The organism is Pandoraea sp. PE-S2T-3, from assembly GCF_002179965.1.
In the GTDB taxonomy this organism is placed as follows: domain Bacteria; phylum Pseudomonadota; class Gammaproteobacteria; order Burkholderiales; family Burkholderiaceae; genus Pandoraea.
Window position 1 is genome coordinate 176793 of the sequence record NZ_NGUQ01000015.1, and the last position, 25402, is coordinate 202194.

The 25402-nt window shown below is 62.1% G+C and carries 23 protein-coding genes and 1 tRNA gene; 4 read left to right on the forward strand and 20 right to left on the reverse strand.

What is annotated here, in order from left to right:
- Nucleotides 1–5: 5 nt before the first annotated feature.
- The 18 genes from nuoL to CDV46_RS13075 form a co-directional block, all read right to left on the reverse strand.
- Nucleotides 6–2054 carry an NADH-quinone oxidoreductase subunit L gene (gene nuoL, locus CDV46_RS12990; protein WP_058379363.1) on the reverse strand — a complete coding sequence of 683 codons (2049 nt, stop codon included), beginning with the start codon at nt 2052–2054 and terminating at the stop codon, nt 6–8.
- Between the two features lie 16 nt (nt 2055–2070).
- Entirely contained in the window at nt 2071–2382 is a 312-nt protein-coding gene (gene nuoK, locus CDV46_RS12995; RefSeq protein WP_023596640.1) for an NADH-quinone oxidoreductase subunit NuoK, read from the reverse strand.
- 9 nt (nt 2383–2391) lie between these two features.
- Complete coding sequence (locus tag CDV46_RS13000) at nt 2392–3027, reverse strand: NADH-quinone oxidoreductase subunit J (RefSeq protein WP_058379364.1); 636 nt, start codon at nt 3025–3027, stop codon at nt 2392–2394.
- A 77-nt stretch (nt 3028–3104) separates the two neighbouring features.
- Nucleotides 3105–3596: an NADH-quinone oxidoreductase subunit NuoI gene (gene nuoI / locus CDV46_RS13005; RefSeq protein ID WP_047907638.1), complete on the reverse strand. Its 492-nt coding sequence runs from the start codon at nt 3594–3596 to the stop codon at nt 3105–3107.
- Nucleotides 3597–3619: 23 nt separating this feature from the next.
- Complete coding sequence (nuoH, locus tag CDV46_RS13010) at nt 3620–4684, reverse strand: NADH-quinone oxidoreductase subunit NuoH (RefSeq protein WP_058379365.1); 1065 nt, start codon at nt 4682–4684, stop codon at nt 3620–3622.
- On the reverse strand, nt 4685–6997 hold the full coding sequence (nuoG, locus tag CDV46_RS13015) for an NADH-quinone oxidoreductase subunit NuoG (protein WP_087722912.1): 2313 nt from the start codon (nt 6995–6997) through the stop codon (nt 4685–4687).
- 29 nt (nt 6998–7026) lie between these two features.
- A complete protein-coding gene (gene nuoF / locus CDV46_RS13020) occupies nt 7027–8319 on the reverse strand; it encodes an NADH-quinone oxidoreductase subunit NuoF (RefSeq protein ID WP_058379367.1) in 1293 nt (430 codons plus the stop codon).
- Entirely contained in the window at nt 8316–8816 is a 501-nt protein-coding gene (nuoE, locus tag CDV46_RS13025; protein ID WP_058379368.1) for an NADH-quinone oxidoreductase subunit NuoE, read from the reverse strand. Before nuoE ends, nuoF begins: the two co-directional genes overlap by 4 nt.
- A gap of 172 nt (nt 8817–8988) precedes the next feature.
- A complete protein-coding gene (locus CDV46_RS13030; protein WP_087688195.1) occupies nt 8989–10242 on the reverse strand; it encodes an NADH-quinone oxidoreductase subunit D in 1254 nt (417 codons plus the stop codon).
- Nucleotides 10243–10251: 9 nt separating this feature from the next.
- The gene (locus CDV46_RS13035) at nt 10252–10851 is read right to left on the reverse strand and encodes an NADH-quinone oxidoreductase subunit C (RefSeq protein WP_058379370.1); all 600 of its coding nucleotides are present in this window, start codon (nt 10849–10851) and stop codon (nt 10252–10254) included.
- An 11-nt stretch (nt 10852–10862) separates the two neighbouring features.
- Nucleotides 10863–11342 carry a NuoB/complex I 20 kDa subunit family protein gene (locus CDV46_RS13040; RefSeq protein WP_010807413.1) on the reverse strand — a complete coding sequence of 160 codons (480 nt, stop codon included), beginning with the start codon at nt 11340–11342 and terminating at the stop codon, nt 10863–10865.
- A 46-nt stretch (nt 11343–11388) separates the two neighbouring features.
- Entirely contained in the window at nt 11389–11748 is a 360-nt protein-coding gene (locus CDV46_RS13045) for an NADH-quinone oxidoreductase subunit A (protein ID WP_058379371.1), read from the reverse strand.
- Between the two features lie 130 nt (nt 11749–11878).
- Nucleotides 11879–11963 (reverse strand) — tRNA-Leu (locus CDV46_RS13050).
- Between the two features lie 142 nt (nt 11964–12105).
- Nucleotides 12106–12474, reverse strand: a complete 369-nt coding sequence (gene secG / locus CDV46_RS13055; protein WP_087688196.1) for a preprotein translocase subunit SecG — start codon at nt 12472–12474, stop codon at nt 12106–12108.
- Between the two features lie 90 nt (nt 12475–12564).
- Nucleotides 12565–13332: a triose-phosphate isomerase gene (tpiA, locus tag CDV46_RS13060; RefSeq protein WP_087688731.1), complete on the reverse strand. Its 768-nt coding sequence runs from the start codon at nt 13330–13332 to the stop codon at nt 12565–12567.
- 176 nt (nt 13333–13508) lie between these two features.
- Nucleotides 13509–14513: an NAD(P)H-quinone oxidoreductase gene (locus tag CDV46_RS13065; RefSeq protein WP_087722914.1), complete on the reverse strand. Its 1005-nt coding sequence runs from the start codon at nt 14511–14513 to the stop codon at nt 13509–13511.
- 323 nt (nt 14514–14836) lie between these two features.
- Complete coding sequence (locus CDV46_RS27415) at nt 14837–15208, reverse strand: LuxR C-terminal-related transcriptional regulator (protein WP_140413358.1); 372 nt, start codon at nt 15206–15208, stop codon at nt 14837–14839.
- A 299-nt stretch (nt 15209–15507) separates the two neighbouring features.
- Nucleotides 15508–17481 (reverse strand): sensor domain-containing diguanylate cyclase, encoded by a 1974-nt coding sequence (locus tag CDV46_RS13075; protein ID WP_176399074.1) that lies wholly within the window; start codon nt 17479–17481, stop codon nt 15508–15510.
- A gap of 320 nt (nt 17482–17801) precedes the next feature.
- Here CDV46_RS13075 and mutS point away from each other — a divergent pair, with 320 nt between their 5' ends.
- Both mutS and CDV46_RS13085 read left to right on the forward strand, forming a co-directional pair.
- On the forward strand, nt 17802–20546 hold the full coding sequence (gene mutS / locus CDV46_RS13080; protein ID WP_087722919.1) for a DNA mismatch repair protein MutS: 2745 nt from the start codon (nt 17802–17804) through the stop codon (nt 20544–20546).
- A 17-nt stretch (nt 20547–20563) separates the two neighbouring features.
- Nucleotides 20564–21931 carry a hypothetical protein gene (locus CDV46_RS13085; protein ID WP_087722921.1) on the forward strand — a complete coding sequence of 456 codons (1368 nt, stop codon included), beginning with the start codon at nt 20564–20566 and terminating at the stop codon, nt 21929–21931.
- A 158-nt stretch (nt 21932–22089) separates the two neighbouring features.
- Here the strand turns inward: CDV46_RS13085 and CDV46_RS13090 are convergent, their stop codons facing one another.
- A complete protein-coding gene (locus tag CDV46_RS13090; RefSeq protein ID WP_058379378.1) occupies nt 22090–22617 on the reverse strand; it encodes an FKBP-type peptidyl-prolyl cis-trans isomerase in 528 nt (175 codons plus the stop codon).
- Nucleotides 22618–22702: 85 nt separating this feature from the next.
- On the opposite strand from CDV46_RS13090, the gene CDV46_RS13095 reads away from it, so the two are divergent.
- Together CDV46_RS13095 and CDV46_RS27115 are read left to right on the forward strand one after the other, a co-directional pair.
- Complete coding sequence (locus CDV46_RS13095) at nt 22703–24034, forward strand: JmjC domain-containing protein (RefSeq protein ID WP_441339334.1); 1332 nt, start codon at nt 22703–22705, stop codon at nt 24032–24034.
- Between the two features lie 179 nt (nt 24035–24213).
- The gene (locus CDV46_RS27115; protein ID WP_170935958.1) at nt 24214–24474 is read left to right on the forward strand and encodes a hypothetical protein; all 261 of its coding nucleotides are present in this window, start codon (nt 24214–24216) and stop codon (nt 24472–24474) included.
- A gap of 130 nt (nt 24475–24604) precedes the next feature.
- Here the strand turns inward: CDV46_RS27115 and CDV46_RS13105 are convergent, their stop codons facing one another.
- On the reverse strand, nt 24605–25402 hold the full coding sequence (locus CDV46_RS13105) for an MBL fold metallo-hydrolase (RefSeq protein ID WP_087722923.1): 798 nt from the start codon (nt 25400–25402) through the stop codon (nt 24605–24607).

Consider the following 25402-nt stretch of genomic DNA (forward strand, 5'->3'; position numbering starts at 1 on the left):
CCCTTTTACTTGCCGTTCAACGTCACAAACAGCGTCAGGAGCCCGAGCATGCCGATGATCATGGCGAACGCGTAGTGATAGATGTAACCCGATTGCATGAAGCGGATGACGCCGGCGAGCCAGCCCACCAGACGTGCGCTGCCGTTGACGACGGCGCCGTCGATCAGACCCTGATCGCCTGCCTTCCACAGACCGCGGCCGATTTTCAGCGCGCCCTTGGCGAAGACCACTTCATTGATCTTGTCCATGTAGTACTTGTTATCGAGCAAGTTGTAGATGCCCGAGAAGCGGTTCTTCAGGGCTTCCGGAATGTCCGGACGCTTGAGGTAGAAGAACGCGGCCAGCAAGATACCCAGTGCCGACAGTGCGATCGGCAGCGTGCCGAACGAGTGCACCGCCATGGCAACCCAGCCGTGGAATTCGTGGCTCAGTTCTTCCATCGCCGGGTGATTCTCGCCGATGAAGATGACGTCCTTGAACGCCACGCCTTGCTTGAAGAACGAGCTGAACAGCATCGGCGCGATCGCGATGGCACCGATGATCACCGACGGAATCGCCAGCAGGATCAGCGGAATCGTCACAACGGCAGGCGATTCGTGCGGCTTCTGACCCGGGGCCAGACCGTGGTGTTCGCCGTGATCGTCCTCTTCTTCTGCATGGTGGGCGTCGTGGTGGTCATGATGTGCCTGACCGAAACGCTCCTTGCCGTGGAAGACGAGGAAGTACATACGGAACGAGTAGAACGCGGTCACGAAGACGCTGGCGACCACTGCGAAGTACGCGAAGCCCGAACCCGGCAGATGCGAGGCGGCCACGGCTTCGATGATCGAGTCCTTCGAGTAGAAACCGGCGAAGAACGGCGTACCGATCAATGCCAGCGAACCGAGCAGCGACGTGATCCAGGTAATCGGCATGTACTTCCACAGGCCGCCCATGTTGCGCATGTCCTGATCGTGGTGCATGCCCATGATCACCGAACCGGCGCCGAGGAACAGCAGCGCCTTGAAGAACGCGTGCGTCATCAGGTGGAAGATGGCGACCGGGTAGGCCGACACGCCGAGCGCGACCGTCATGTAACCGAGCTGCGAGAGCGTCGAGTAGGCCACGACACGCTTGATGTCGTTCTGGATCATGCCCAGGAAGCCCATGAACAACGCCGTGATCGCACCGATGATCGTGATGAACGACAGCGCGGTGTCCGAGAGTTCGAACAGCGGCGACATGCGGCTCACCATGAAGATACCGGCGGTCACCATGGTGGCCGCGTGGATCAGTGCCGAGATCGGGGTCGGGCCTTCCATCGAGTCCGGCAGCCAGACGTGCAGCGGGAACTGTGCCGACTTACCCATGGCGCCGATGAACAGGCAGATACAGGCCACGGTAATCAGGCGCCAGTCGGTGCCCGGGAACGACAGGGCCGCGACATCGTTGGCCTTGGCGAACACTTCGCCGTAGTTCAGCGTGCCAGTGAAGGCCAGCAGCAGACCGATACCGAGCAGGAAACCGAAGTCACCCACGCGGTTGACCAGGAACGCCTTCATGTTGGCGTAGATGGCCGTCGGACGCGTGTACCAGAAACCGATCAGCAGGTACGAGACCAGACCCACCGCTTCCCAGCCGAAGAACAGTTGCAGGAAGTTGTTGCTCATGACGAGCATCAACATCGAGAACGTGAACAGCGAGATGTACGAGAAGAAGCGCTGGTAGCCAGGATCTTCCGCCATGTAGCCGATGGTGTAGATGTGCACCATCAGCGAGACGGACGTGACCACGCACATCATCGTGACGGTGAGGGTGTCGATCAGGAAGCCGATCTCGAGCTTCAGGTCGCCGATGCGTGCCCATTCGTAGACGGTGGCGTTGAAGCTCGCCCCGTTCATGACGTCGAGGAACGTCATGACCGAAAGGATAAACGCGACCAGCACGCCAAGGATCGTGACCGTGTGCGCGCCCGCGCGTCCGACTTGCTTGCCGAACAGACCGGCGATCACGGACCCGGCCAGCGGCGCCAGCGGGATCGCGAGCAACAGTGTGGGATTCAATGTGGATGCCATAACAGCGTTCGCTTTATTAACCCTTGAGGCGGTCGAGATCTTCGACGTTGACCGTTTCGAGCTTACGGAACAACGTGACCAGAATGGCCAGGCCAATCGCAGCTTCTGCGGCGGCCACCGTAAGGATGAAGAACACGAATACCTGACCGGCAATGTCGCCCAGGTAATGCGAGAACGCGACGAAGTTCAGATTGACCGCGAGCAACATCAGCTCGATGGCCATCAGCAGCACGATCACATTTCTGCGGTTGAGGAAAATACCGGTAATGCTGATCGCGAAGAGAATCGCGCCCAACACCAGGTAATGCGCTAGCGACAACGACATCATGCTGGCTCCTTATTCCGCCGCCGGCGTGTCGGCGCCGGTGGACTGCTGCCGGGCTTCGGCGGGCATCGACACCAGACGCACGCGCTCGTGTTTCTTCACGCGCACCTGCTTGCTCGGGTCGGTCTGCTTGTGATCCTTACGGGTACGCATGGTCAGCGCAATCGCTGCAACCACCGCCACCAGCAGGATCAGACCTGCCACTTCGAAGGCAAAGATATAGTCGGTGTACAGCGCAATGCCGAGCGCCTTGGTGTTCGGCACGTCGGGGGCCGATACGGCCTTGACCGGCGCACGCGTGGCACCATAGCCGCGCATCAGCACAAGCGCCGCTTCGACGATCATGATCGCGCCGACGGTGCTCGCCAGCGGAATGAACTTGCCGAAACCGCGTCGCAGTTCGTCGAGATTGATGTCGATCATCATCACCACGAACAGGAACAGCACCATCACCGCGCCGACGTACACGAGCACCAGCATGATCGCGAGGAACTCAGCCTCGAGAAGCATCCAGATCGCAGCAGCGTTGAAGAAGGCCAGCACCAGGAACAGTGCCGACTGCACGGGGTTGCGCGAGGTCACGACCTTCAGACCCGAGACCACGAGGATCAGCGCAAACACGTAGAAAAGTAAGGTTGTGAATTCCATAATCACCGGAGTGTCGCCAAATTAGCCAACGTCAAGCCGTACCGGGCGCGCCGACGAGCGTCGCGCCCTGCCCTGCATTAACGGTACGGCGCATCGGCCGCCTTGGCCGCCGCGATTTCGTTTTCGTAACGATCGCCCACCGCGAGCAACATCTCTTTGGTGAAGTACAGATCGCCACGCTTCTCGCCGTGATACTCGAGGATGTGCGTTTCGACGATCGAGTCCACCGGGCAGCTTTCTTCGCAGAAGCCGCAAAAGATGCACTTGGTCAGATCGATGTCGTAGCGCGTGGTGCGACGGGTATTGTCGTCACGCACTTCCGATTCGATCGTGATGGCCATTGCCGGGCACACCGCTTCGCACAACTTGCATGCGATGCAACGCTCTTCACCGTTCGGATAGCGGCGCAGCGCATGCAGACCGCGAAAACGCGGCGACAGCGGCGTCTTCTCTTCCGGAAACTGCACGGTCACTTTGCGTGCGAACGTGTAGCGCCCTGTGAGCGCCATGCCCTTGAGCAGTTCCAACAACAGGAAACTGCCAAAAAAGTCTTTGATTGCCCTTACCATGGGATTCCTCTACTCCGTTCGCCTCAGCCCCAGATGTTCCAGGGGGACATGATCCAGACACCCACCACGATCACCCAGACAATCGTCAGCGGCAGGAAAACTTTCCAGCCCAGACGCATGATCTGGTCGTAGCGGTAGCGCGGGAACGTCGCACGTACCCAAATGAACACCGACAGCAGCAGGAACACCTTAAACGCCAGCCAGAACACACCCGGGATGAACGACAGGAAGCCGAACGGCGCACTCCAGCCACCCAGGAACAGCACCGAGGCCAACGCCGAGATGATGATCATGTTGATGTACTCGGCCAGGAAGAAGAGCGCGAAGCCCATGCCCGAGTATTCGATCATGTGACCGGCCACGATTTCCGATTCGCCTTCCACCACGTCGAACGGGTGACGGTTCGTTTCCGCGATACCCGAGACGAAGTACACGACGAACATCGGCAGCAGCGGCAGCCAGTTCCACGACAACAGGTTCACGCCCATGCTGGCGAACATGCCGTGCTCTTGCGAGCGCACGATGTCCGACAGATTCAGCGAGCCGGCCGTCATCAGCACACACACCAGCGCGAAGCCCATGGCGATTTCATACGAAATCATCTGGGCCGACGCGCGCATGGCGCCGAGGAAAGCGTATTTCGAGTTCGATGCCCAACCGGCCAGAATCACGCCGTACACACCGATCGACGAAATCGCCATCGCGTAGAGCAGACCGGCGTTCACGTCGGCGAGCACTGCGCCCGGCTGGAACGGGATCACCGCCCAGATCGCGAAGGCCGGCAGCACGGCCATCACCGGGGCGATGGCGTAAATGCCCTTGCTGACCTGCGTCGGCGTGATGACTTCCTTGAGCAGGAGCTTCAACACGTCGGCGATCGGCTGCAACAGACCGGCCGGACCCACGCGGTTCGGACCGAGACGCACGTGCATCCAGCCGATGAGCTTGCGCTCCCACAGAATCAGGTACGCCACGCACAGCAGCAGGATCACGGCCACGACGAGGATGCGGACCAGCGCCCACACCGTCGGCCAGGCCACGCCCAGCAGTTGCGTGCCGTATTGATTGATGACTTCGTTCAGGCTCATTTACGCCTTCTCCACCGAAATTTCACCGAACATCGCGCCAAGCGCGGCAGACGCCGGCGTGGCTGCCGGGACGCGCACCACATTGGCAGGCAACGTTTCCGAGCGAGCGGCCGGCAGCGTGACCACCGCGTCGCCCTGGCGCACGCGCACGGCGTCGCCGGCAGCGAGGCCCAGGCTGTCGAACAGCGCAGCCGGCAGCGTGGCACGCAGCGATGCCTTCGCATCGTTGGTCAGTTGCAGCGACGGAGCGCGACGCACCAGCGCGTCGGCAGCGTAGATCGGCACGTCGGCCAGACGCTGAAGACCCTGTGCAGCAGCCTTCGGTGCGGCCAGCGTTGCCATGGCACGGTTGTCGAGCGAGGCCGCCGAGAAACCGGCGAGCGCTTCGGCACGCACTTGTTCCACGGTGTCCTGTTCGAAACCTTGCAGCTTGAGCAGGTTGCCCAGCACGCGCAGCACCTTCCAGCCCGGACGCGTCTCACCCAGCGCGCGCACCACACCGTTGAAGTGTTGCGGCAGGCCTTCGGCGTTGACGAACGTACCGGCCGTTTCCGTGAACGGGGCGATCGGCAGCAGCACGTCGGCGTACTCGAGGCCGTGCTTGAACGGCGAGAGCGAGACCACCATCTTCGCGGCGCTCAGGGCCGCGAGTGCTTGCTTCGCGTCGGCCGAGTCGAACTCGGGTTCGGCGTTGAGCAGCACGTAAGCCTGACGCGGCTGTGCGAACAGTGCCGCAGCGCCCTTGGCGTTGGTGGCCTTCACTGCGTAGCCGCCGACCGTGTTGGCGCCTTCGGTCAGGAAGCCCACCGTGGCGCCCGTGATGTCAGCGATCACTTGCGCGATCGCGTGCAGTTGTGCGAATTCCGGATGCTGAACCGCTGCGTTGCCGAGCAGGATCGCGCGACGCTCGCCGTTGATCAGCGAAGCGGCGATGGCCTTGGCGGCGTCGCTGGCGGTCACACCAGCCAGTTCTGCCGGGGCAGCAACACCCTTGGCAGCGGCAGCAGCCACAGCAATACCGGCCAGTTCGCTGACCCACGCGCCCGGTGCGGCGATGATCTTGTTCGCGAGCTTCACGAGCAGATCGTCGTCCGAGCCGTGCAGCAGGTTCAGCTGACCGCCTGTCTTCACAGCGGTGCGCAGACGCGACGCGAACAGCGGATGATCCTTGCGCAGGAACGAACCGACGACCAGTGCGCTTTGCAGCTTGTCGAGTTCCGTGATCGGCAGGCCGAGCCACGGGGCACCCTTCGTACCGCCCGACACGTCCGTCTGACGCAGGCGGAAGTCGACGTTGTCGCTGCCCAGTGCGCGCACGAACTTTTGCAGCAGGTGCAGTTCTTCGACGGTGGCGTGCGGCGAGGCCAGACCGGCAACGGCATCGGCGCCGAAGTCTCGGATGATGTCCGTCAGGCCGTGGCCGACGTACTCAAGCGCCGTCTGCCAGTCGACTTCGTGCCACTCGCCGCCTTGCTTGAGCATCGGCTTGGTGAGGCGCTCGTCGCTGTTCAGACCTTCGTACGAGAAACGATCCTTGTCCGAGATCCAGCACTCGTTGACCGCTTCGTTTTCGAGCGGTACCACGCGCATGACCTTGTTGTTCTTCACTTGCACCACGAGGTTCGCACCCACGCCATCGTGAGGGCTCACCGACTTGCGGCGCGACAGTTCCCACGTACGGGCGCTGTAACGGAACGGCTTCGACGTCAGTGCGCCAACCGGGCACAGATCGATCATGTTGCCGGACAGTTCGGAGTCGACCGTCTTGCCGACGAACGACGTGATTTCCGAGTGCTCACCGCGGCCCAGCATGCCGAACTCCATCACCCCGGCCACTTCCTGACCGAAGCGCACGCAACGCGTGCAGTGGATGCAGCGCGACATTTCTTCCATCGAGATCAGCGGGCCCACATTCTTGTGGAACACCACACGCTTCTCTTCCTGGTAGCGCGATGCCGACTTGCCGTAACCAACCGCCAAGTCCTGAAGTTGGCACTCACCGCCCTGATCGCAGATCGGGCAGTCGAGCGGGTGATTGATCAGCAGGAACTCCATCACCGATTGCTGCGCCTTCACAGCCTTATCGGAGTTGGTGCGCACGATCATGCCGTTGGCAACGGGCGTGGCGCAGGCCGGCACGGCCTTCGGGGCCTTCTCGACCTCGACCAGACACATGCGGCAGTTCGCTGCGATCGACAATTTCTTGTGATAGCAGAAGTGGGGAATATAGGTGCCGTTCTTCTTGGCAGCCTGGATCACCATGCTGCCTTCGGGCACCTCGACCTTTTGGCCGTCAATTTCGATTTCAACCATAGCGGTTCAATGCCAAGCGTCAAAAGGGATTAGTGAGCGCCGACCAAGCAATGCTTGTGCTCGACGTGGTAGGCGAACTCGTCCCAGAAGTGTTTGAGCATGCCGCGCACCGGCATCGCTGCGGCATCGCCGAGCGCGCAAATGGTACGGCCCATGATGTTCTCGGCCACCGAGTTCAGCAGGTCGAGATCTTCCTTGCGGCCCTCACCATGCTCGATACGGTTGACCACGCGCCACAGCCAGCCAGTACCTTCACGGCACGGCGTGCACTGACCGCACGATTCTTCGTAGTAGAAGTACGACAGACGCAACAGCGAACGCACCATGCAGCGCGTCTCGTCCATGACGATCACCGCCCCCGAACCCAGCATCGAGCCAGCCTTGGCGATGCTGTCGTAGTCCATGGTGGTTTCCATCATGAGACCCGCCGGCACGACCGGCGCGGACGAACCGCCCGGGATCACTGCCTTCAGCTTCTTGCCACCACGCATGCCACCGGCCAGTTCGAGCAGTTCGCCGAACGGCGTACCCAGCGGCACTTCGTAGTTACCCGGCAGCTCGACGTCGCCCGATACCGAGAAAATCTTGGTGCCGCCGTTGTTCGGCTTGCCCATTTCCAGGTATTGCTGCGGACCGGTCGCAAGCAGGAACGGCACGGCTGCGAACGTTTCGGTGTTGTTAATCGTGGTCGGCTTGCCGTACAGGCCAAAGCTCGCCGGGAACGGCGGCTTGAAGCGCGGTTGGCCCTTCTTGCCTTCGAGCGATTCGAGCAGCGCAGTTTCTTCGCCGCAGATGTACGCACCGTAACCATGGTGACCGTGCAACTCGAACGAGAAGTCCGTGCCCAGAATGTTGTTGCCCAGATACCCGGCGGCGCGCGCTTCTTCCAGCGCCTCTTCGAAGCGTTCGTACACTTCGTAGATTTCACCGTGGATATAGTTGTAGCCGACCGTGATGCCCATGGCGAAACCGCCGATGGCCATGCCTTCGATCAGGGCGTGCGGGTTGTAGCGCAGGATGTCGCGATCCTTGAACGTACCCGGTTCGCCTTCGTCCGAATTGCAGACGAGATACTTCTGGCCCGGGAACGCGCGCGGCATGAAGCTCCACTTCAGCCCCGTCGGGAAGCCAGCGCCTCCACGACCACGCAGGCCCGAAGCCTTCACGTCGGCGATCACCTGCTCGGGCGTGAGGCCTTCTTTCAGAATACGTGCGAGCTGCTGGTAACCACCGCGCTTGACGTAATCTTCCAGATGCCAGTTATCGCCGTTGAGGCCCGCGAGAATCAGCGGCTTGATGTGACGGTTGTGCAGCGACGTCATGCTTTCTCTCCGGCAGCGGCCTTGGCCTTGAGCTCATCGAGGAGCGCATCGACCTTCTCTTCGCTCATGAAGCCGCACATGCGGTGATTGTTCACCAGCATGACCGGGGCATCGCCGCAAGCGCCCATGCACTCGCCTTCCTTGACCGTGAAGAGGCCATCGGGCGTGATGTCGTTGTATTCGACGCCCAATTTTTCCTTCAGGTACTTCGCCATCTCTTCACCACGCGTGAGTTGGCAAGGCAGGTTCGTGCACACGGTCAACTTGAACTTGCCCACCGGGCTCGTGTTGAACATGGTGTAGAAGGTTGCGACCTCTTGCACCGCGACTGCGGGCATTTCGAGGTAGTCCGCCACGAATTGCATGACTTCGGGCGACAACCAACCTTTCTCGACCTGCGCTACGGCAAGTGCGTGCATCACCGCCGACTGTTTCTGGTCGGCAGGGTATTTGGCAACGGCACGGTCGATTTTCTTCAGGGCTTCGGGAGAAAGCATTTCCGATCCGACTGTTCTCTAAAACGTTATCCCCGCTCGTGCCAGCACGGGCAACCGATCATCTCGGTCGCCTGCGACTCACAGGCACGGCAACTAGGAACGGCAACGGTATCGACCTGCGAAACCCTGCCGAATTAAAACCGGTGGGCGCCCGGGGGCGCCCACTGCGCGTTTAGCGATCGATCTCGCCGAACACGATGTCCTGGGTACCGATGATTGCGACAGCATCGGCAATCATGTGACCCTTGGCCATCTCGTCGAGCGCAGAAAGATGGGCGAAGCCCGGCGCACGAATCTTCAAGCGGTACGGCTTGTTAGCGCCGTCCGACACCAGATAGATGCCGAACTCGCCCTTCGGGTGCTCGATCGCGGCGTACGTCTCGCCGGCCGGCACGTGGAAGCCTTCGGTGAAGAGCTTGAAATGGTGAATCAGCTCTTCCATGTTCGACTTCATTTCAACGCGCGACGGCGGTGCCACCTTGTGGTTATCCGTGATCACCGGACCCGGATTCTCACGCAGCCACTTCACGCATTGACGCACCAGACTCGCCGACTGGCGCATTTCTTCCACGCGCACCAGATAACGGTCGTAGCAATCGCCTTCCTTGCCCACCGGGATATCGAACTCGAGGCGGTCGTACACTTCGTACGGCTGCTTCTTGCGCAAGTCCCAGGCAATGCCCGAACCGCGCAGCATCGCGCCCGAGAAGCCGAGCTGCAACGCGCGTTCCGGCGACACCACACCGATACCGACCAGACGTTGTTTCCAGATCCGGTTGTCGGTGAGCAGCGTTTCGTACTCGTCGACGCACTTCGGGAAGCGCGTCACGAAATCTTCGATGAAGTCGAGCAGCGAGCCTTCGCGGGCTTCGTTCATCCGCTTGATGGCGCGCTCGTTGTGGAACTTCGACGCGCGGTACTTCGGCATCGCTTCCGGCAGGTCGCGGTACACACCGCCCGGACGGTAGTAAGCCGCGTGCATGCGGGCACCCGAGACGGCTTCGTACACGTCGAACAGGTCTTCGCGCTCACGGAAGGCGTACAGGAACACCGCCATCGCGCCCACGTCGAGTGCGTGGGAACCAATCCACATCAGGTGATTCAGAATCCGCGTGATTTCGTCGAACATCACGCGGATGTATTGTGCGCGAATCGGCACATCGACGCCGATCAGCTTTTCGATCGCCATCACGTAGGCGTGCTCGTTGCACATCATCGAGACGTAGTCCAGACGATCCATGTACGGCACGGATTGCAGGAACGTCTTCGATTCAGCGAGCTTTTCGGTCGCGCGGTGCAGCAGGCCGATGTGCGGATCGGCGCGCTGGATCACTTCGCCATCCAGCTCGAGCACCAGGCGCAGCACGCCGTGCGCTGCCGGGTGCTGCGGACCGAAGTTCAGAGTGTAGTTCTTGATGTCTGCCACAAGGCCACCTTAATGTTTCAGACCGGCGTAATGCTCTTCGCGGATGATGCGCGGCGTAATTTCGCGCGGCTCGATCGTCACCGGTTGATAGATCACCCGCTTCTGCTCGGGGTCGTAACGCATCTCGACATAACCCGACGTCGGGAAGTCCTTGCGGAACGGGTGACCGATGAAGCCGTAGTCCGTCAGAATGCGGCGCAGGTCCGGATGGCCTTCGAACACGATACCCACCAGATCGAAAGCTTCGCGCTCGAACCAGTTGGCCGAGCTCCAGACGTCGATCAACGAGGCCACGACCGGCAGGTCGTCGTCCGGCGCGAACACACGAACGCGCAGACGCCAGTTGTACGAAATCGAAAGGAGATGCGAGACGGCAGCGTAACGCGGGCCGTCATGGGCACCGTCGCCGTAGGCCGAGTAATCCAGGCCTGCTACGTCCATCAGCTGTTCGAACTTAAGCTCGGGGTGATCGCGCAACGTGTGCGCCACTTCGAGATAGTCGCTCGCCTTGACCGTCAACGTGAGTTCGTCAAGGGCTTCCACCAACAGCTCGGCGCGGGGGCCAAGCACGTTTTGCAGGGTGGTCTTGAGTTTTTCTAGTGTAGACATGGGCGGTAGCGTTATTTGCGAGCGATCGTCGCAGTCCGCTTGATCTTTGACTGCAACTGAATGATGCCGTAGACAAGCGCTTCGGCCGTCGGCGGACAGCCTGGCACGTAGACGTCGACGGGCACGATGCGGTCGCAACCGCGTACCACCGAATACGAATAGTGATAGTAGCCGCCGCCATTGGCGCACGACCCCATCGAGATCACCCAGCGCGGCTCGGCCATCTGGTCGTAGACCTTACGCAGCGCAGGCGCCATCTTGTTGCACAGCGTGCCGGCGACGATCATCACGTCCGACTGACGCGGGCTCGGGCGGAACACCACGCCAAACCGGTCAAGATCGTAACGCGCTGCGCCGGCGTGCATCATTTCGACTGCACAACAAGCGAGACCGAACGTCATCGGCCACAGCGAACCCGTGCGCGTCCAATTGATGAGTTTGTCAGCCGTGGTGGTGACGAACCCTTCGCGCAAAACCCCTTCGATGCTCATATGCTTACCCTGAATCCTTCTGCAATGCTGCTATCAAACGCCGGCCTTATTCCCAGTCAAGCGCACCGCGCTTCCACAGGAATACGAAACCGATCAGCAACTCAAGCAGGAAACCCATCATGGAGATAAAGCCCACCCAGCCGATATCGCGCAGAGCTACGCCCCACGGAAACAGGAATGCCGTTTCGAGATCGAACAGGATGAAAAGGATGGCGACGAGATAGTAGCGCACATCGAACTTCATGCGCGCGTCTTCGAATGCTTCGAAGCCACACTCGTACGGAGAGAGTTTTTCGCTGTCGGGTTTGTTGGGGCCGAGGAATTTACCGACGCCAATCAGTACCGCCCCAAGACCGCCACCTACCAGAAGAAACAGCAGGACGGGATAATAGGTTCCGAGGTTCAACTCTACCCTCTTTCGGTTAGTTCAAAGAACCGCTCTCGTCGATGGTGTGGGGACCGGAAAGCGGATGAACGGTGAGCACAAAATAAAATGCCAGCCAAAGCATAAACGCAAGGCTGGCATCGTAGAACTGTGGTGCCGACGGCGAGACTCGAACTCGCACAGCTTTCGCCACTACCCCCTCAAGATAGCGTGTCTACCAATTTCACCACGTCGGCATTCATAGTCTGCAATCCGCTGTCACTTACGAATCGCTTCAAGACCGCTATAGTAGCGCTCTTCGGCATTTTGTTCAATGCACAAATCGAATTTTTTTCGATTTTCTTTACCGCTTATTACACGTCAAAAACAGCTTGCCAATTACTTGGGCACGTCTTGCGGATTCGCCACCGAAGCCGGTGCCGGAACGCTCGATGCACCTGCTGCCGAAGCGGCGACCGGCGCCGTTGCAGCGGGCAAATTACCAAGGACACCGATGCTTGCCTTCGGCTTGTACGAACCCATGTACGTGAGGCCCAGCGTGGTCACGAAGAACACGGCAGCCAATGCCGCCGTGGTGCGCGACAAAAAGTTGGCGGAGCCCGAAGCACCGAACAGACTACCCGACGAACCGCTACCGAATGCAGCGCCCATGTCGGCGCCCTTGCCATGCTGCAACAACACCAGGCCGATGATGCCCAGCGCGGAAAGCACCTGCACCACGACCAAAAACGTTTTGAACAACCCCATCTCATCACCCGTATAGAAGAATCTGATTTGCGCCGCATTTGTTGCGACGCATCATGACTATTTCGTGCCATTACAAAAATGGCACCGGCATCAGCGCGGCAGACCCGCCTCGCAAATTGCCAGAAAATCGGCTGCCTTCAATGCCGCACCGCCGATCAGACCGCCATCGACGTCGGGCATTGCAAACAGTTCGGCTGCGTTGTCCGGCTTCACACTGCCGCCGTACAACACCGCCACATCCTCGACTGCCGCACCCTTCGCGCGCAGCAGCGTGCGCAGATGCGCATGTACCGCCTGCGCCTCGGCCGACGTTGCCGTCTTGCCGGTACCGATCGCCCAGACCGGCTCGTAGGCCACGACGATCTGCGTGGCCTGCTCGGCGCTCAGCGCCGCCAGCACCGTCTCAAGCTGACGGGTCACCACAGCTTTCGTGTCGCCGGCATCACGCTCGGCAAGCGTTTCGCCCACGCAGACGATCGGCGTCATGCCCGCATCGAGCACGCGCAGCGTCTTGGCAGCGACACTCGCATCGGTCTCGCCATGGTACTGGCGACGCTCCGAGTGCCCCACGATCACGAACTGCGCGCCGAACTCGGCGATCATCGGCGCGGCCACTTCACCCGTGAACGCGCCATTCACTTGCGCCGACACATCCTGCGCGCCATAACCCAGCGCCTGCCCCGAGAGGCGCGCCTGGCATTGCGCAAGATAGGGGAACGGCACGCACACCGCGGCGCTCACGCCCGATGCACTCAATACCGGCGATGCCAGCAGACTGCCCAACAGGGCCTCGTTGCCGGCCAGACTGCCGTGCAGTTTCCAGTTGCCCACGACGAGCTTGCCAGCCTTGCGGCTGATGGTGCGAGCCGAAGCTGCGATAGCAGATGTCACGCCTTCTCCCCCATGCTTATAGACGAAAAACCTCTCATTCTAGTTCGTCTGGGCTATGGGGGTCAATTTCGCCGGACATCAGGCGAGAAAAACCGCATGAATTGGTGCTTTCACGCGAGTTTTACCCGCCCCGCCCGCCAGACTTACCAGGTCAGTACGATCTTGCCGACGTGGGTGCTGGTTTCCATCAGAGCATGGGCTTTGTCCGCCTGCTCTGCCGGGAATGTCTGGTAAATGACCGGGCGAATCTTGCCAGCGGCGAACAGCGGCCAGACCTTCTCGTGCAGTTTTTGGGCAATCGCGGCCTTGAAGGCGACCGAGCGCGGGCGCAGCGTCGAGCCCGTCACCGTCAGGCGGCGGCGCAGCAGCGCACCCATGTCGAGGGTGGCCTTACTGCCACCGAGCAGCGCGATGATCGCAATGCGGCCATCGAACGCGAGGGCCTGCACTTCGCGCGGGAGATAATCGCCGCCGACCATGTCGAGCACCACGTCCACGCCGCGATCCTGCGTGAGTTCTTTCGTGATGGCAACGAAGTCTTCCGTCTTGTAGTTGATACCGCGCTCGGCACCGAGCGCCTCGCACGCACGCGCTTTCTCATCGGAACCTGCCGTCGCGAACACGCGGTGACCGAGCGCCACGGCCAACTGGATTGCCGTCACGCCGATGCCGCTGGTGCCGCCCTGCACGAGCAACGCTTCCTTTTCGCCCGCTTCGGTGTTGCCGAGGTGTGCGCGATCGAACACGTTGCTCCACACAGTGAAGAACGTTTCCGGCAGCGACGCCGCCTCCACATCGGAGAGACCTTCCGGCACCGGCAAGCACTGCGCGAGCGGCGCCGTGCAGTACTCGGCGTAACCACCACCCTGCACCAGTGCGCACACACGCGAGCCAATCTTCAGACCCCAGCGATTGTCGGCGCCGTCCAGCGAGCCCTCGACAATTTCGCCGGCCACTTCGAGCCCCGGCAAATCCGACGCGCCCGGCGGCACCGGGTACTGACCGATACGTTGCAGCACGTCGGGACGATTCACGCCGGACGCCTTCACCTTGATGAGCACTTCGCCCGGCTTGAGCTCGGGTTTAGCCCGCTCGGTCAGCTTGAGCACTTCAGGGGCGCCGAATTGCGTGATCTCGATCGCTTTCATGTGTCTGTCCTTGTTAGGTACCGGGCGCGTCTCGCGCGGAAAGGTCAAATAGGTTCGAGCCGGTACCTTATCACCGACCGCGAATTCGCGTCGGCTCACAGGGCACGCGCGGCAGTAATCGAGACGAGGGATAAGCGCCGGAAGGGAAAGAAGCGGGAGCATTGCGACGCCGGACGAGCGCTGCGTGACTGGCGCGTCGTACCGCCATCACGAAGATCGCGTCCGACGCGCCGGGTTAGGTCCGAATGGCACGCTCGCGCACCGACATTGCATCGGCACACCGGCGCACTCCTTTTAGTTCGACAGGCGCTCAGGCAGCGCGCTCAAGCAGCGCCTTCAGTGCCCTCATCGACGAGCCCGTACCGCACGGCGTAGCCGATCAATTCTGCACAGTCCCCGAGCGCGAGCTTGTGCAGGATTTGCATCACATGCGACGTTACCGTTCGCTCACTCAGATGCAGCGCGTGAGCGACTTCATTGACGGCGAGGCCGTCGACCAACATGTGGAACACTTCGTTTTCACGAACGGACAGGCTCTCGTGTCTTGTCTCGTTCCCGGTGGCATCGGTGTCGAGCCGCGCACGCGGTCTCCGATGCGATGTCCGCGGCGGCTCACGGCGCGACCCCGTTTCGCGCCACCCTGCGTCAGAAGCCGCCCGCGTGACTACCCGGCTTCGTCCGCCTTCGAGTTTCATGCTTGCCTCCTGGTCGATCACTTCCCCACGCCCGGACCGTCTGTCGCAGTCCGCTACAAACGGATGGCGTCACGTATTGTGCGTCAGACAATTTGTGTTCGTAACTACACGGAAGCTCATCGCCGAGGCGCTATCGATTGGCCGCGACTAATGCGCGACACAACAAGACACAGAGATGACAAGAACAACTCGCGCAGCAACTGGCAGCCCCGGTGAGCGCTGACTTACTACTAGCGCCATGGCAACGGGCTCGGTTACGACCGACGCCGTTGCTGTGTACTCACTGACAGTGCACCGGCTTAGATCGATCGCGCCGATGCACCAACACTGAACACGAAGCGGCCGCGCCCGCCGTGCTTCGCGTCATAGAGTGCGCGGTCGGCATCCTGGAACAGCATGTCCGGCGTCTTGTCTTCGCCGCAGGCCACCATGGCCACGCCGATGCAAGCCCCCACTCCCACATCGCCGACCGAGAGTGCCATCGGTCGCGAAGCCACTTCGAGAATGGCCTTCGCGGCGCGCTCGACATCCTGTACATCGTGGATGTCACGCATGATGAGCGCAAACTCGTCGCCACCGAAACGGGCGATATCGTCGCTCTCGCGCACGCAAGCCACGAGCCGCTTGGCCAGACGCCGCAGCAGTTCGTCACCCAGCGCGTGCCCCCAAGTGTCGTTGACCAGCTTGAACCGATCGAGATCGACGAACAGCAGCGCCTGTGCCCCCGCCCCCTCACGCGCCCGGCGCACGGCGGCGGCCAGCGCCTGATCGAAGCCCTTGCGATTGAGCAGCCCGGTCAGGTGATCGGTGTGCGACTCTCGCCGCCAGCGGCGTTCGTTGGAGCGCTCGATCGTGATGTCGCGCACGAACACGTGCACGCCGACGAGCGCGTCGTTCGCCGCCCATTCCGGCTGATAACTCACCTCGAAGCAGCGATACTCGTTGTTCTCGCCGAAATCCCACACAAACGTGGCGGCCTCGCCGGCGTACGCGCGCGCAAGATACGGCGCGAACTCGCGATAGAGCAACGCGCCGAGCAAGTCCTGCGCTGTCGACCCGAGAATTTGTTCGCGCGAGCGGCGCAGACGCACTTCACAGGCCCGGTTCACAAACGCGAAACGCTCCTCGCCATCGAGAAACGCCACCAGAAACGGCACCCGGTCGGCGATTTCCTGCATGCGGCGCACATTGGCGCGCGCGGCTTCGCGCGACGACTCCAGCGCATCGGTACGATCACCCAGACGCTCCATCATTTCGCGAAACGCGTTCGCCAATGCGCCGATCTCATCGGCACGCTGTACCGGCAACGACTGGATGGCACGCAAATCGCTCGCGCTGCGCACCACCAGATCACGCAGCGTGTCGAGCGGGCGCAGCATGCGCCGCGCCACCCACCACATCACGAACGCCGCGATGGCGATAGCGGCGATGGCAAGCATCACGACGCGACGCCGCACCCTCGCCAGCGGGTCGAAGGCTTCCACCCCGGGCAACACGGCGACCAGCGACCATCCGGTGGTCGACATCGCCGCGCGCGCCACCAGCGGGTGCATGTGCACGAGATCGTTGGAACCGGCATCGCGCACACCGCACAGCGTCTGCTCGGGGCCGACGGCGGTGAGTATCTTGGTGACATCCGCCTGAATCACATAGCGGGCTGGCGTTTCATTCGTGATCAGGCAATAGCGGCCGGTGTCACCGACCGCATTGCTCGCCAGATCGACGATGAAGTTCTGCCGCAACAGGTTGACCGCCCCGCCCACCACGGCCGTGATCCGCCCGTCAGCGTCACGCACGGGCACGGCCAGCACAACGCCGGGCGAGCGCGTGATCTTGCCGGCAATCAATCCGGAGATCGCCTGCGGTGCGCCCGCGAGCAATGCTTTGAAATAGTCGCGATCGGCAACGTTGACCGGCGTCGCGGGGAAGGTCGAGTCGTAGATCACGCGCCCATCGGGGGCCGCGACAAACAAGGTATTGAACGTCTCGGGCATCGACACCGACGCGTTAGCGAACGCATCGAGCTGTGCGGGTGTCATCGCGTACGGGTTGCCGAGGTGACGCGAAATGCGATGCAGCGCGAGATACTTCGCCCGCACCTTGTCGTCAAGCTGATCGGCCACGAGCTTGACCTGATTGTCGAGTTGGGCCTGCAACGAGCTGCGCAACTCTCCGTAGACGAAAAATTCAATACCGACGGCGACGCCGACGATCAATATCATCGAGACGAGCGCCGTCGTGGCCGCAACCCGTCCCTTCAACGTCTTCACCATACCGACCCGTGCGAGAGTAGCTAGTCTTGCTTCTTGTTCATTTTTGCGAGAGCTTACCACCCGAAACGGCACAGTTTTGGGAAACTTGAGCAAAACTCGCCGCCTTCGTGTAACAGTCTCATCGGCACCCAAAGTGGGCATCGAGACACAGTCCGTCACGAGCGGCACCGAACCCGTCGTAAAATTGCGCATCCAACGCGCCAGATGGGGGCGATTTGAGGTGTTCCGGGCCCGGCCCGGCACGTCACATGAACGCACCCGATTGGCCACGCTAAGCAGCCTCACCCCGAATTCAGTCGCTTCGACCCGATTTTTCTTTCATGACGAGCACCCAAGCCCAAGCCACCCCAGCCTCCGCAGCCGCACCGATGACGCCGATGATGCAGCAGTACAGCCGCATCAAGGCCGATCATCCGAACATGCTCGTCTTCTATCGCATGGGCGATTTCTACGAGCTGTTTCACGACGATGCGGCGAAAGCGGCGCGCCTGCTCGATCTGACGCTGACCGCGCGCGGCCAGTCGGGCGGCCAGCCGATTCGCATGGCCGGTGTGCCGCACCATGCCGTGGAGCAGTATCTCGGCAAGCTGGTCAAGCTCGGCGAGTCCGTGGCCATCTGCGAGCAGATCGGCGACCCGGCGACCTCCAAGGGCCCCGTGGAGCGCAAAGTCGTGCGCATTGTCACGCCGGGCACACTCACCGACGCCGCCCTGCTCAGCGACAAACTCGATCAATACCTGCTGGCCGTACAACTGCCCCCCGCCGCCCCGTCGTCGGCGCGGCGCTCGGGCGAACGCCTTGCCGGTCTGGCGTGGCTATCGCTCGCGAGTGGCGAACTGCGCCTGATGGAAGTGGCCGCCGACAAGCTGGCACGCGAGCTCGAACGCATTCGTCCGGCAGAGACACTGGTGCCCGATAGCGCGCTGGAGGCCCTCGAAGGTCTCTCGCTCGGCACCACCACGCGCGTGCCCGACTGGCATTTCGACACGGCTGCCGGTACCCAGCGCCTGCGCGATCAACTGGGCGTGGCAAGCCTGACGGCCTTCGGCTGCGACGGCCTGAACCCGGCACTTGGCGCTGCGGGTGCGTTGCTGCAATACGCAGCCGCCACGCAGGGTCAGTCGCTGCGCCATGTGCAAAATCTGAACGTAGAGCGAGAAGCCGCCTATATTGGGCTCGACGCCGCCACCCGCCGCAATCTCGAACTGACCGAGACGCTGCGCGGGACGGAGTCGCCCACGCTGCTCTCCCTGCTCGACACCTGTGGCACCACGATGGGCAGCCGCTTGATGCGTCACTGGCTGCATCACCCGATGCGCGATCAGCAAGTGCCGCAGGCCCGTCATCAGGCCATCGCGACGCTGCTCGAAGGCCCCGGTGCCTGGCGTGCACTGGGCGGCGAGTTGCGTCATGTGGCCGACGTGGAGCGCATTACGGCACGTCTCGCGCTGCTCACAGCACGCCCGCGCGATCTGTCGAGCCTGCGCGACGCCCTGCGCCGCCTGCCCGAACTGCACGTGACGTTGCGCGCCGTCGAAGCGCACTCACCGCTGCTCGCCATGCTGCACGAAGACCTTGCCATTCCCGAGGCATCGCTCGCTTTGCTGACGGCCGCCATCGCGGAAGAACCCGCCGTCATGCTGCGCGACGGCGGTGTGATGGCACGCGGCTACGACGCCGATCTCGACGAACTGCGCGACATCTCGGAGAACTGCGGCCAGTTTCTGGTGGATCTCGAAGCGCGCGAGCGCGCCCGCACCGGCATCAACAATCTGCGCGTCGAGTTCAACAAGGTGCACGGCTTCTATATTGAAGTCACGCGCGGCCAGACTGACAAGGTGCCCGACGACTACCGTCGCCGCCAGACGCTCAAGAATGCCGAGCGCTACATCACGCCGGAACTCAAGACCTTCGAAGACAAGGCCCTCTCCGCACAGGAGCGCTCGCTCGCCCGCGAGAAGGTGCTTTACGAAGCGCTGTTGCAGGAATTGCTGCCGCATATCGGCGAGTTCAAGCGCATTGCGCAAGCGCTCGCGCAGCTCGACGTGCTTGCCGCCCTCGCCGAGCGTGCGGAAACGCTGGGGTGGGTCAAGCCCGATCTGATCGCCGAACGCGTCGTGGATATCCGTCAAGGCCGCCACCCGGTGGTCGAGCAGCAGGTCGAGCGCTTCATTGCAAACGATTGCTCGCTCGGCGACCCGCGCCGCCTGCTGTTGATCACCGGCCCGAACATGGGTGGTAAATCGACGTTCATGCGTCAGACGGCGCTCATCGCGCTGCTCGCCTATGTGGGCTGTTACGTGCCGGCGGAATCCGTACGACTGGGTCCGCTCGATGCGATCTTCACGCGTATCGGCGCGTCGGACGACCTCGCCGGCGGGCGCTCGACCTTCATGGTGGAGATGACCGAATCGGCAGCAATTCTGCACACGGCCACCGATCAGAGTCTCGTGCTGATGGACGAAATCGGGCGCGGCACGTCGACATTCGATGGTCTTGCGCTGGCTTGGGCCATCGCACGCCATCTGCTCGGGCACAACCGCTCGTACACCCTGTTCGCCACGCACTACTTCGAGTTGACGCAACTGCCTGACGAATTCCCGCAATGCGCCAACGTGCATCTTTCGGCTGTGGAGCACGGCGAAGGCATCGTCTTCCTGCACGCGGTGCAGGACGGCCCGGCCAGCCAGAGCTACGGGCTTCAGGTTGCGCAACTCGCCGGCGTGCCGATGCCGGTGATTCGTGCCGCGCGCAAGCATCTGGCATTGCTTGAACAGCAGGCACTCGATCCGGCGGCACCGCAGCTCGACTTGTTCGCACCGCGTGCGGCGGTCAATCACGACAGCGATGACGTCGACGAGCGCGACGCCATCGATGCGATCGACGGGATGGCCCCGGACAGGCGCAATGCGGCGCAGCACGCGGGCGCACCTGCGCTCGATCCGGCCGCCGAGGCCACGCTGGCGCGACTGGCCGACATCGACCCGGACGACCTCCGCCCTCGCGAAGCACTGGATCTGCTGTACGAACTGCGCGGCCTGCTGGCCGGCCGCACGTCGAACTGAGGCCGCCACGCATCGCCATGCCGAGCTCTCGTCATCTGAGCATCCCTCGCGTCGCACGCTTCGGCAGCACCGGCCGGGCTTGCGTCGCGCTGGTCATGCTCGCGCTCGTGACGGGGCCGGCACCCACGACGGCGGCAACGACAGCCGCACAGAGCAGCCGCTCGCACGCGGTCGCCAAAACACCGACCAAAACGCCCGTCAAAGCCACGCCCAAGCTGCCGTCGTTCGAATTCGCGGTGCTCGGCAATACGCCGTTCGGCAACACCGAGGTGCCGGTCGTGCGCAGCGTGCTGGCCACGATCGGCGACGGGCCGGCGGCGTTCGTCGTGCATGCGGGCAATTTCAAGGGCCCGACCGAGTCCTGCCGCGACGAACTCATCACCGAGCGGATCAACCTGCTCTCCAGTTCTCCCAAACCGCTCATCTACGTGCCGGGCGCGAACGATTGGGCCGACTGTCAGCGTGCCACCGACGGTAGCTACAACCCCATTGAGCGGCTTGACTTCCTGCGCGATCGGGCCTTCGGCAACGACGACGTCCTGGGGCCCGGCCCGGTCGGACACGCGCAGTTCGATCTCACGCGCCAGAGCGATATGGCGCGCTTTCGGCAGTATCACGAAAACGTGCGGTGGTTTTATCGCGGCATCGTGTTCGTCGGCCTGAATCTGCCCGGGAACAACAACAATTACCGCTCGGCTGGCGGGCGCAATGGTGAGTTCGAAGATCGGGTAATTGCGACGCGCGTCTGGTTGCAGCACGCCCTTGTGTATGCGCAGCAGAAGGACGCGCAAGGCATGGTCATCGTCGTGCAGGCCGATCCGGAATTCGAACCGGTGCGCGGCGGTGGCTTGCGCGGGATGTTCTCCGATCGCAACGAGCGGCGAGGTGTCGACGGGTACAAGGACTTCCGCGTGCAGTTGCAGAAGCTCGCGAGCCGGTTCAAGGCGCCGATTCTGCTGATCGACAGCGGCAAGACCCTGCACTTGACGCAGCCGCTGCGTGACGTGCACGGCGCGATCGTCAAATCGTTCACACAGGTGAGCACGTACGGCACGCCGACCGTGAACCGTTGGGTGCGCGTGCGGGTGGATCCGGGCACCGCGCAGGTGTTCAGCGTCGATGGGGTGTTGCTGCCGGCGAACAGTGCGGCGGCAAGTGCGCAGAAAAGCACGGGTCCGACGCCGCCGCGAGGGCTCACCCCCTACCCTGAGACGGGCATCGGCGGCGAAGGGATGGGGCCTTACGGTGCGCCCTACTCCACGCTGTATCCGGCGTCAGGTGCTGCGATCAACAACTCGGACCCGAATCAGGGCGTCACGCCGCTCGGACCGTCGTTGATGCCCAGCGACAAGCCCGCCGCCCGAGCACCGGCACGCGACGACTGAGTCACCGCAGGCAGCCAGTTGCTTTCCACGGATCGAAACGAAAAACGCCGGACCCGGCGCACTGCGTGAGCAGTGCACCGGTCCGGCGAATTCGTTCTGGCGACTCGCGCTCGCCGTCGCCCGGCACCCGTTAGCGGGGCGCGTGCGACGCAGCAAGCTTAGTGAATCGTGGGGGCGTCGTCTTCGTCTTCGTCGACGATCTCGAGACCCGTTGCGCCGTGCGCATGCTGGTGCTCGATTTCTTCTTCCGTCGCGGGACGCACGTCCGTCACCTTCAGGTCGAAGCGCAGCGCCATGCCGGCCAGCGGGTGATTCCCGTCGAGCACGACCTTGTCGTCGGCCACATCGGTCACCGTGTAGATGAACGTGTCACCTTCTTCGTCGCCATCTTCCGGCGTGCCTTCGAACTGCATGCCGACTTCCAGCGGATCCGGGAAACGGCTGCGCTCTTCGACCTTGATCATCTCGGGATCGTAGTCGCCGAACGCGTCGGCCGGTTCCAGTTGCAGTTGCGTGGCGTAGCCGACGTCCTGACCATCGAGTGCTTCCTCGATTTTGGGGAACGTGCCATCATAGCCGCCGTGCAGGTAGACCATCGGCTCGGCGCCGCTTTCTTCAATCAGGTTGCCCTGAGCGTCCGACAACGAGTACGTCACCGACACGACAGTATTCTTTTCGATCTTCATCAAACTCTCCGAAAAACAGCCCGCATTATAGCGGACCTGCGTGAGCGCAACCTGATGGCGAGCCAATGATCGATCGATAAGGGTTTTGCGCCCCGCCGGCGCGGCCAAACGGCGGCCGACGGCACATTGCCCGCACGGCACGAACACCGCACATTGCGCCGACGGCCTCCCGCCCCGACGCACCAACGACCTACGCATGACGACATCCAAGCCCACATCGACGCTGCTCGGCGGCCTGACCCCGGACGCTTTCATGAAGCGCTACTGGCACAAGCGCCCGCTGCTCATCCGCCAGGCCATTCCCGGTTTCACCGCCCCGCTTTCGCGTGAAGCGCTGTTTGCACTCGCCGCGCAAGACGATGTCGAATCGCGCCTCGTTAGCCTTTCGCGCAAGCGCTGGCAACTCGAACACGGCCCGTTCGACGCCGACGATCTGCCGCCGCTCACGCACAAGCAGTGGACGCTGCTGGTACAGGGCGTCAACCTGCACGCTGACGCCGTCGACGCGCTCATGCAACAGTTTCGCTTCATTCCCGACGCTCGTCTCGACGACGTGATGATCAGCTACGCCACCGACGGCGGCGGCGTCGGCCCGCACCTCGATTCGTACGACGTGTTCCTGCTGCAAGCGCACGGCAAACGCCGCTGGCGCATCGGGCCGCAACGCGACACCACGTGGCAGGAAGGCGTGCCGCTGCGTATTCTGAAACACTTTGAAGCCGAAGAAGAATGGGTGCTCGAACCCGGCGACATGCTGTACCTGCCGCCCGGCTATGCACACGACGGCGTGGCCGAAGGTGAATGCATGACGTATTCGATCGGCTTTCGCGCACCGCTCGAGCAGGAGATGCTCCAGAACTTCCTGTATCACCTGGCAGAAAACGCGCCGGAACTCTCGTTTTCCCGCCATTTCGCTGGCCGATACGCCGATCCGCATCAACCTGCCGTCAAACACCCCGCCGCCCTGCCGGATGCCATGATCGACACACTGGTCTCACAGCTCGAGAAAGTGCGATGGGGCCAAAAGGAAGTGGAAGATTTTCTCGGACGCTGGCTCAGCGAGCCGAAGTCGCATGTGTTTTTCGACGCACCTGATACGCCGTTAACACCGGCACGCTTTGCGCGTGCGGCCGCTACACGGGGTGTAGCGCTCTCTGCGAAGTCGCAATTGTTGTATCGACGCAACCGATACTACGTTAACGGCGAACCGCTCGAAGTACCCGTCAACGCGCGATCGACGTTACGGCGACTTGCCGATCACCGGACGCTGGAAGCGAGCGAATGTGCGAATTTCGACCAAAATGACCAAGAAATTGCCGAAATTCTGTACGATTGGTACGCCTCGGGCTGGTTACTTCTTGGGCCGGATACACCAATCGTGCGAAAGTTGCGCACGGTAAGGAAAAAAGCGGGGTAAATGCGCGAGATAGACGTGACGCCTTGGGGAAAACCCAATATAATTTCTCGCCAAGCAGCTTGCATGACCAAGGGTAATCCTCAATTGCCAATGTCTCGCAATCGGCTTTGCGCTGGCAAGAGCGTATTACCGTAACTAATTATTCATTCGCTTGTCTTCTACCATAAAAGGACGTGATCATGAAGAAGTCTCTCCTCGTCGCTTCGTTGTTGGCTGCTATGGCTCTGACCGCCTGCGGCAAGAAGGAAGAAGCCGCTGCTCCGGCCGCTGACGCTGCCGCTTCGGCTGCTACGGCTGCTTCGGACGCTGCTTCGGCTGCTGGCGCTGCTGCTGACTCGGCTGCTTCGGCTGCCGGTGCTGCTGCTGACACGGCCGCTTCGGCTGCTGGTGCTGCTGCTGACGCCGTTGCTTCGGCTGCTGACGCTGCTGCTAGCAAGTAAGCTCTCGCTGCCGCAAGGCAGTTGAGTAAAAAAAGCCGGTCTTTCGACCGGCTTTTTTATTGCCCCGCGCATTTGTCGACGCATGGCCGCCCGGCCGATACCGCCCGCACGGCACAGACGCCTCACACGGCTAACACGTCAACCAGTCGAACCCGCCCGCTTGGGTTGCCACCAGAATCTCCGTGGCTGCCGCACCGATGACCGCCGACATCGCCGCCATCGCCAGCTCAGGCGTATTGTTCTGCTCGCTCAGGTGAGCACAAATCACCCGCTGCAACTTCTCACGATCGATCGCCGCCAGAATCTCTGCCGCCGTGTCGTTGGCCAGATGCCCGTACGTGCCGCCGATGCGCGCCTTGAGCGATGCCGGATACTTGCTGTTCGCCAACATCTCGCGATCGTGATTGCATTCGAGCACCAACGCATCGCAGCCGCCGAGTGTCGCGATCAGATGCGCCGTCGCACAGCCGGCGTCCGTAAGCACACCCAGACGGCGTGCGCCATCGGAGAAGACAAATTGCAGGGGCTCTCGCGCGTCGTGAGGCACCGTGTAGGGTGCCAGTTCGATGCCGCCTACGGCGACCCGCTCATCGGAGCGGCACCAGCGCACGAGCGCCAGACCATCGTCACTATCGCCTTTGCGCGCGGCATGTGCCTTGACGGCTTGCCCCGTGCCCCAGCTCATGACGAGCGGGATGCGATGTTTGCGAGAGAGGGAGAGTGCACTGCCGATGTGATCGGCGTGTTCATGCGTGATGACGATGGCATCGAGTGAAGCCACGTCGACCGAGCGCGCCAGCAGGCGCCGCTCGATCTCTCGCATCGAGAATCCGCAATCGAGGAGGATACGTGTGGTGGAGACGCCTTCCGACGCCTCCACCAGCAGGGCATTACCTTCGCTGCCGCTGCCCAGACTGGCGAACCGCAC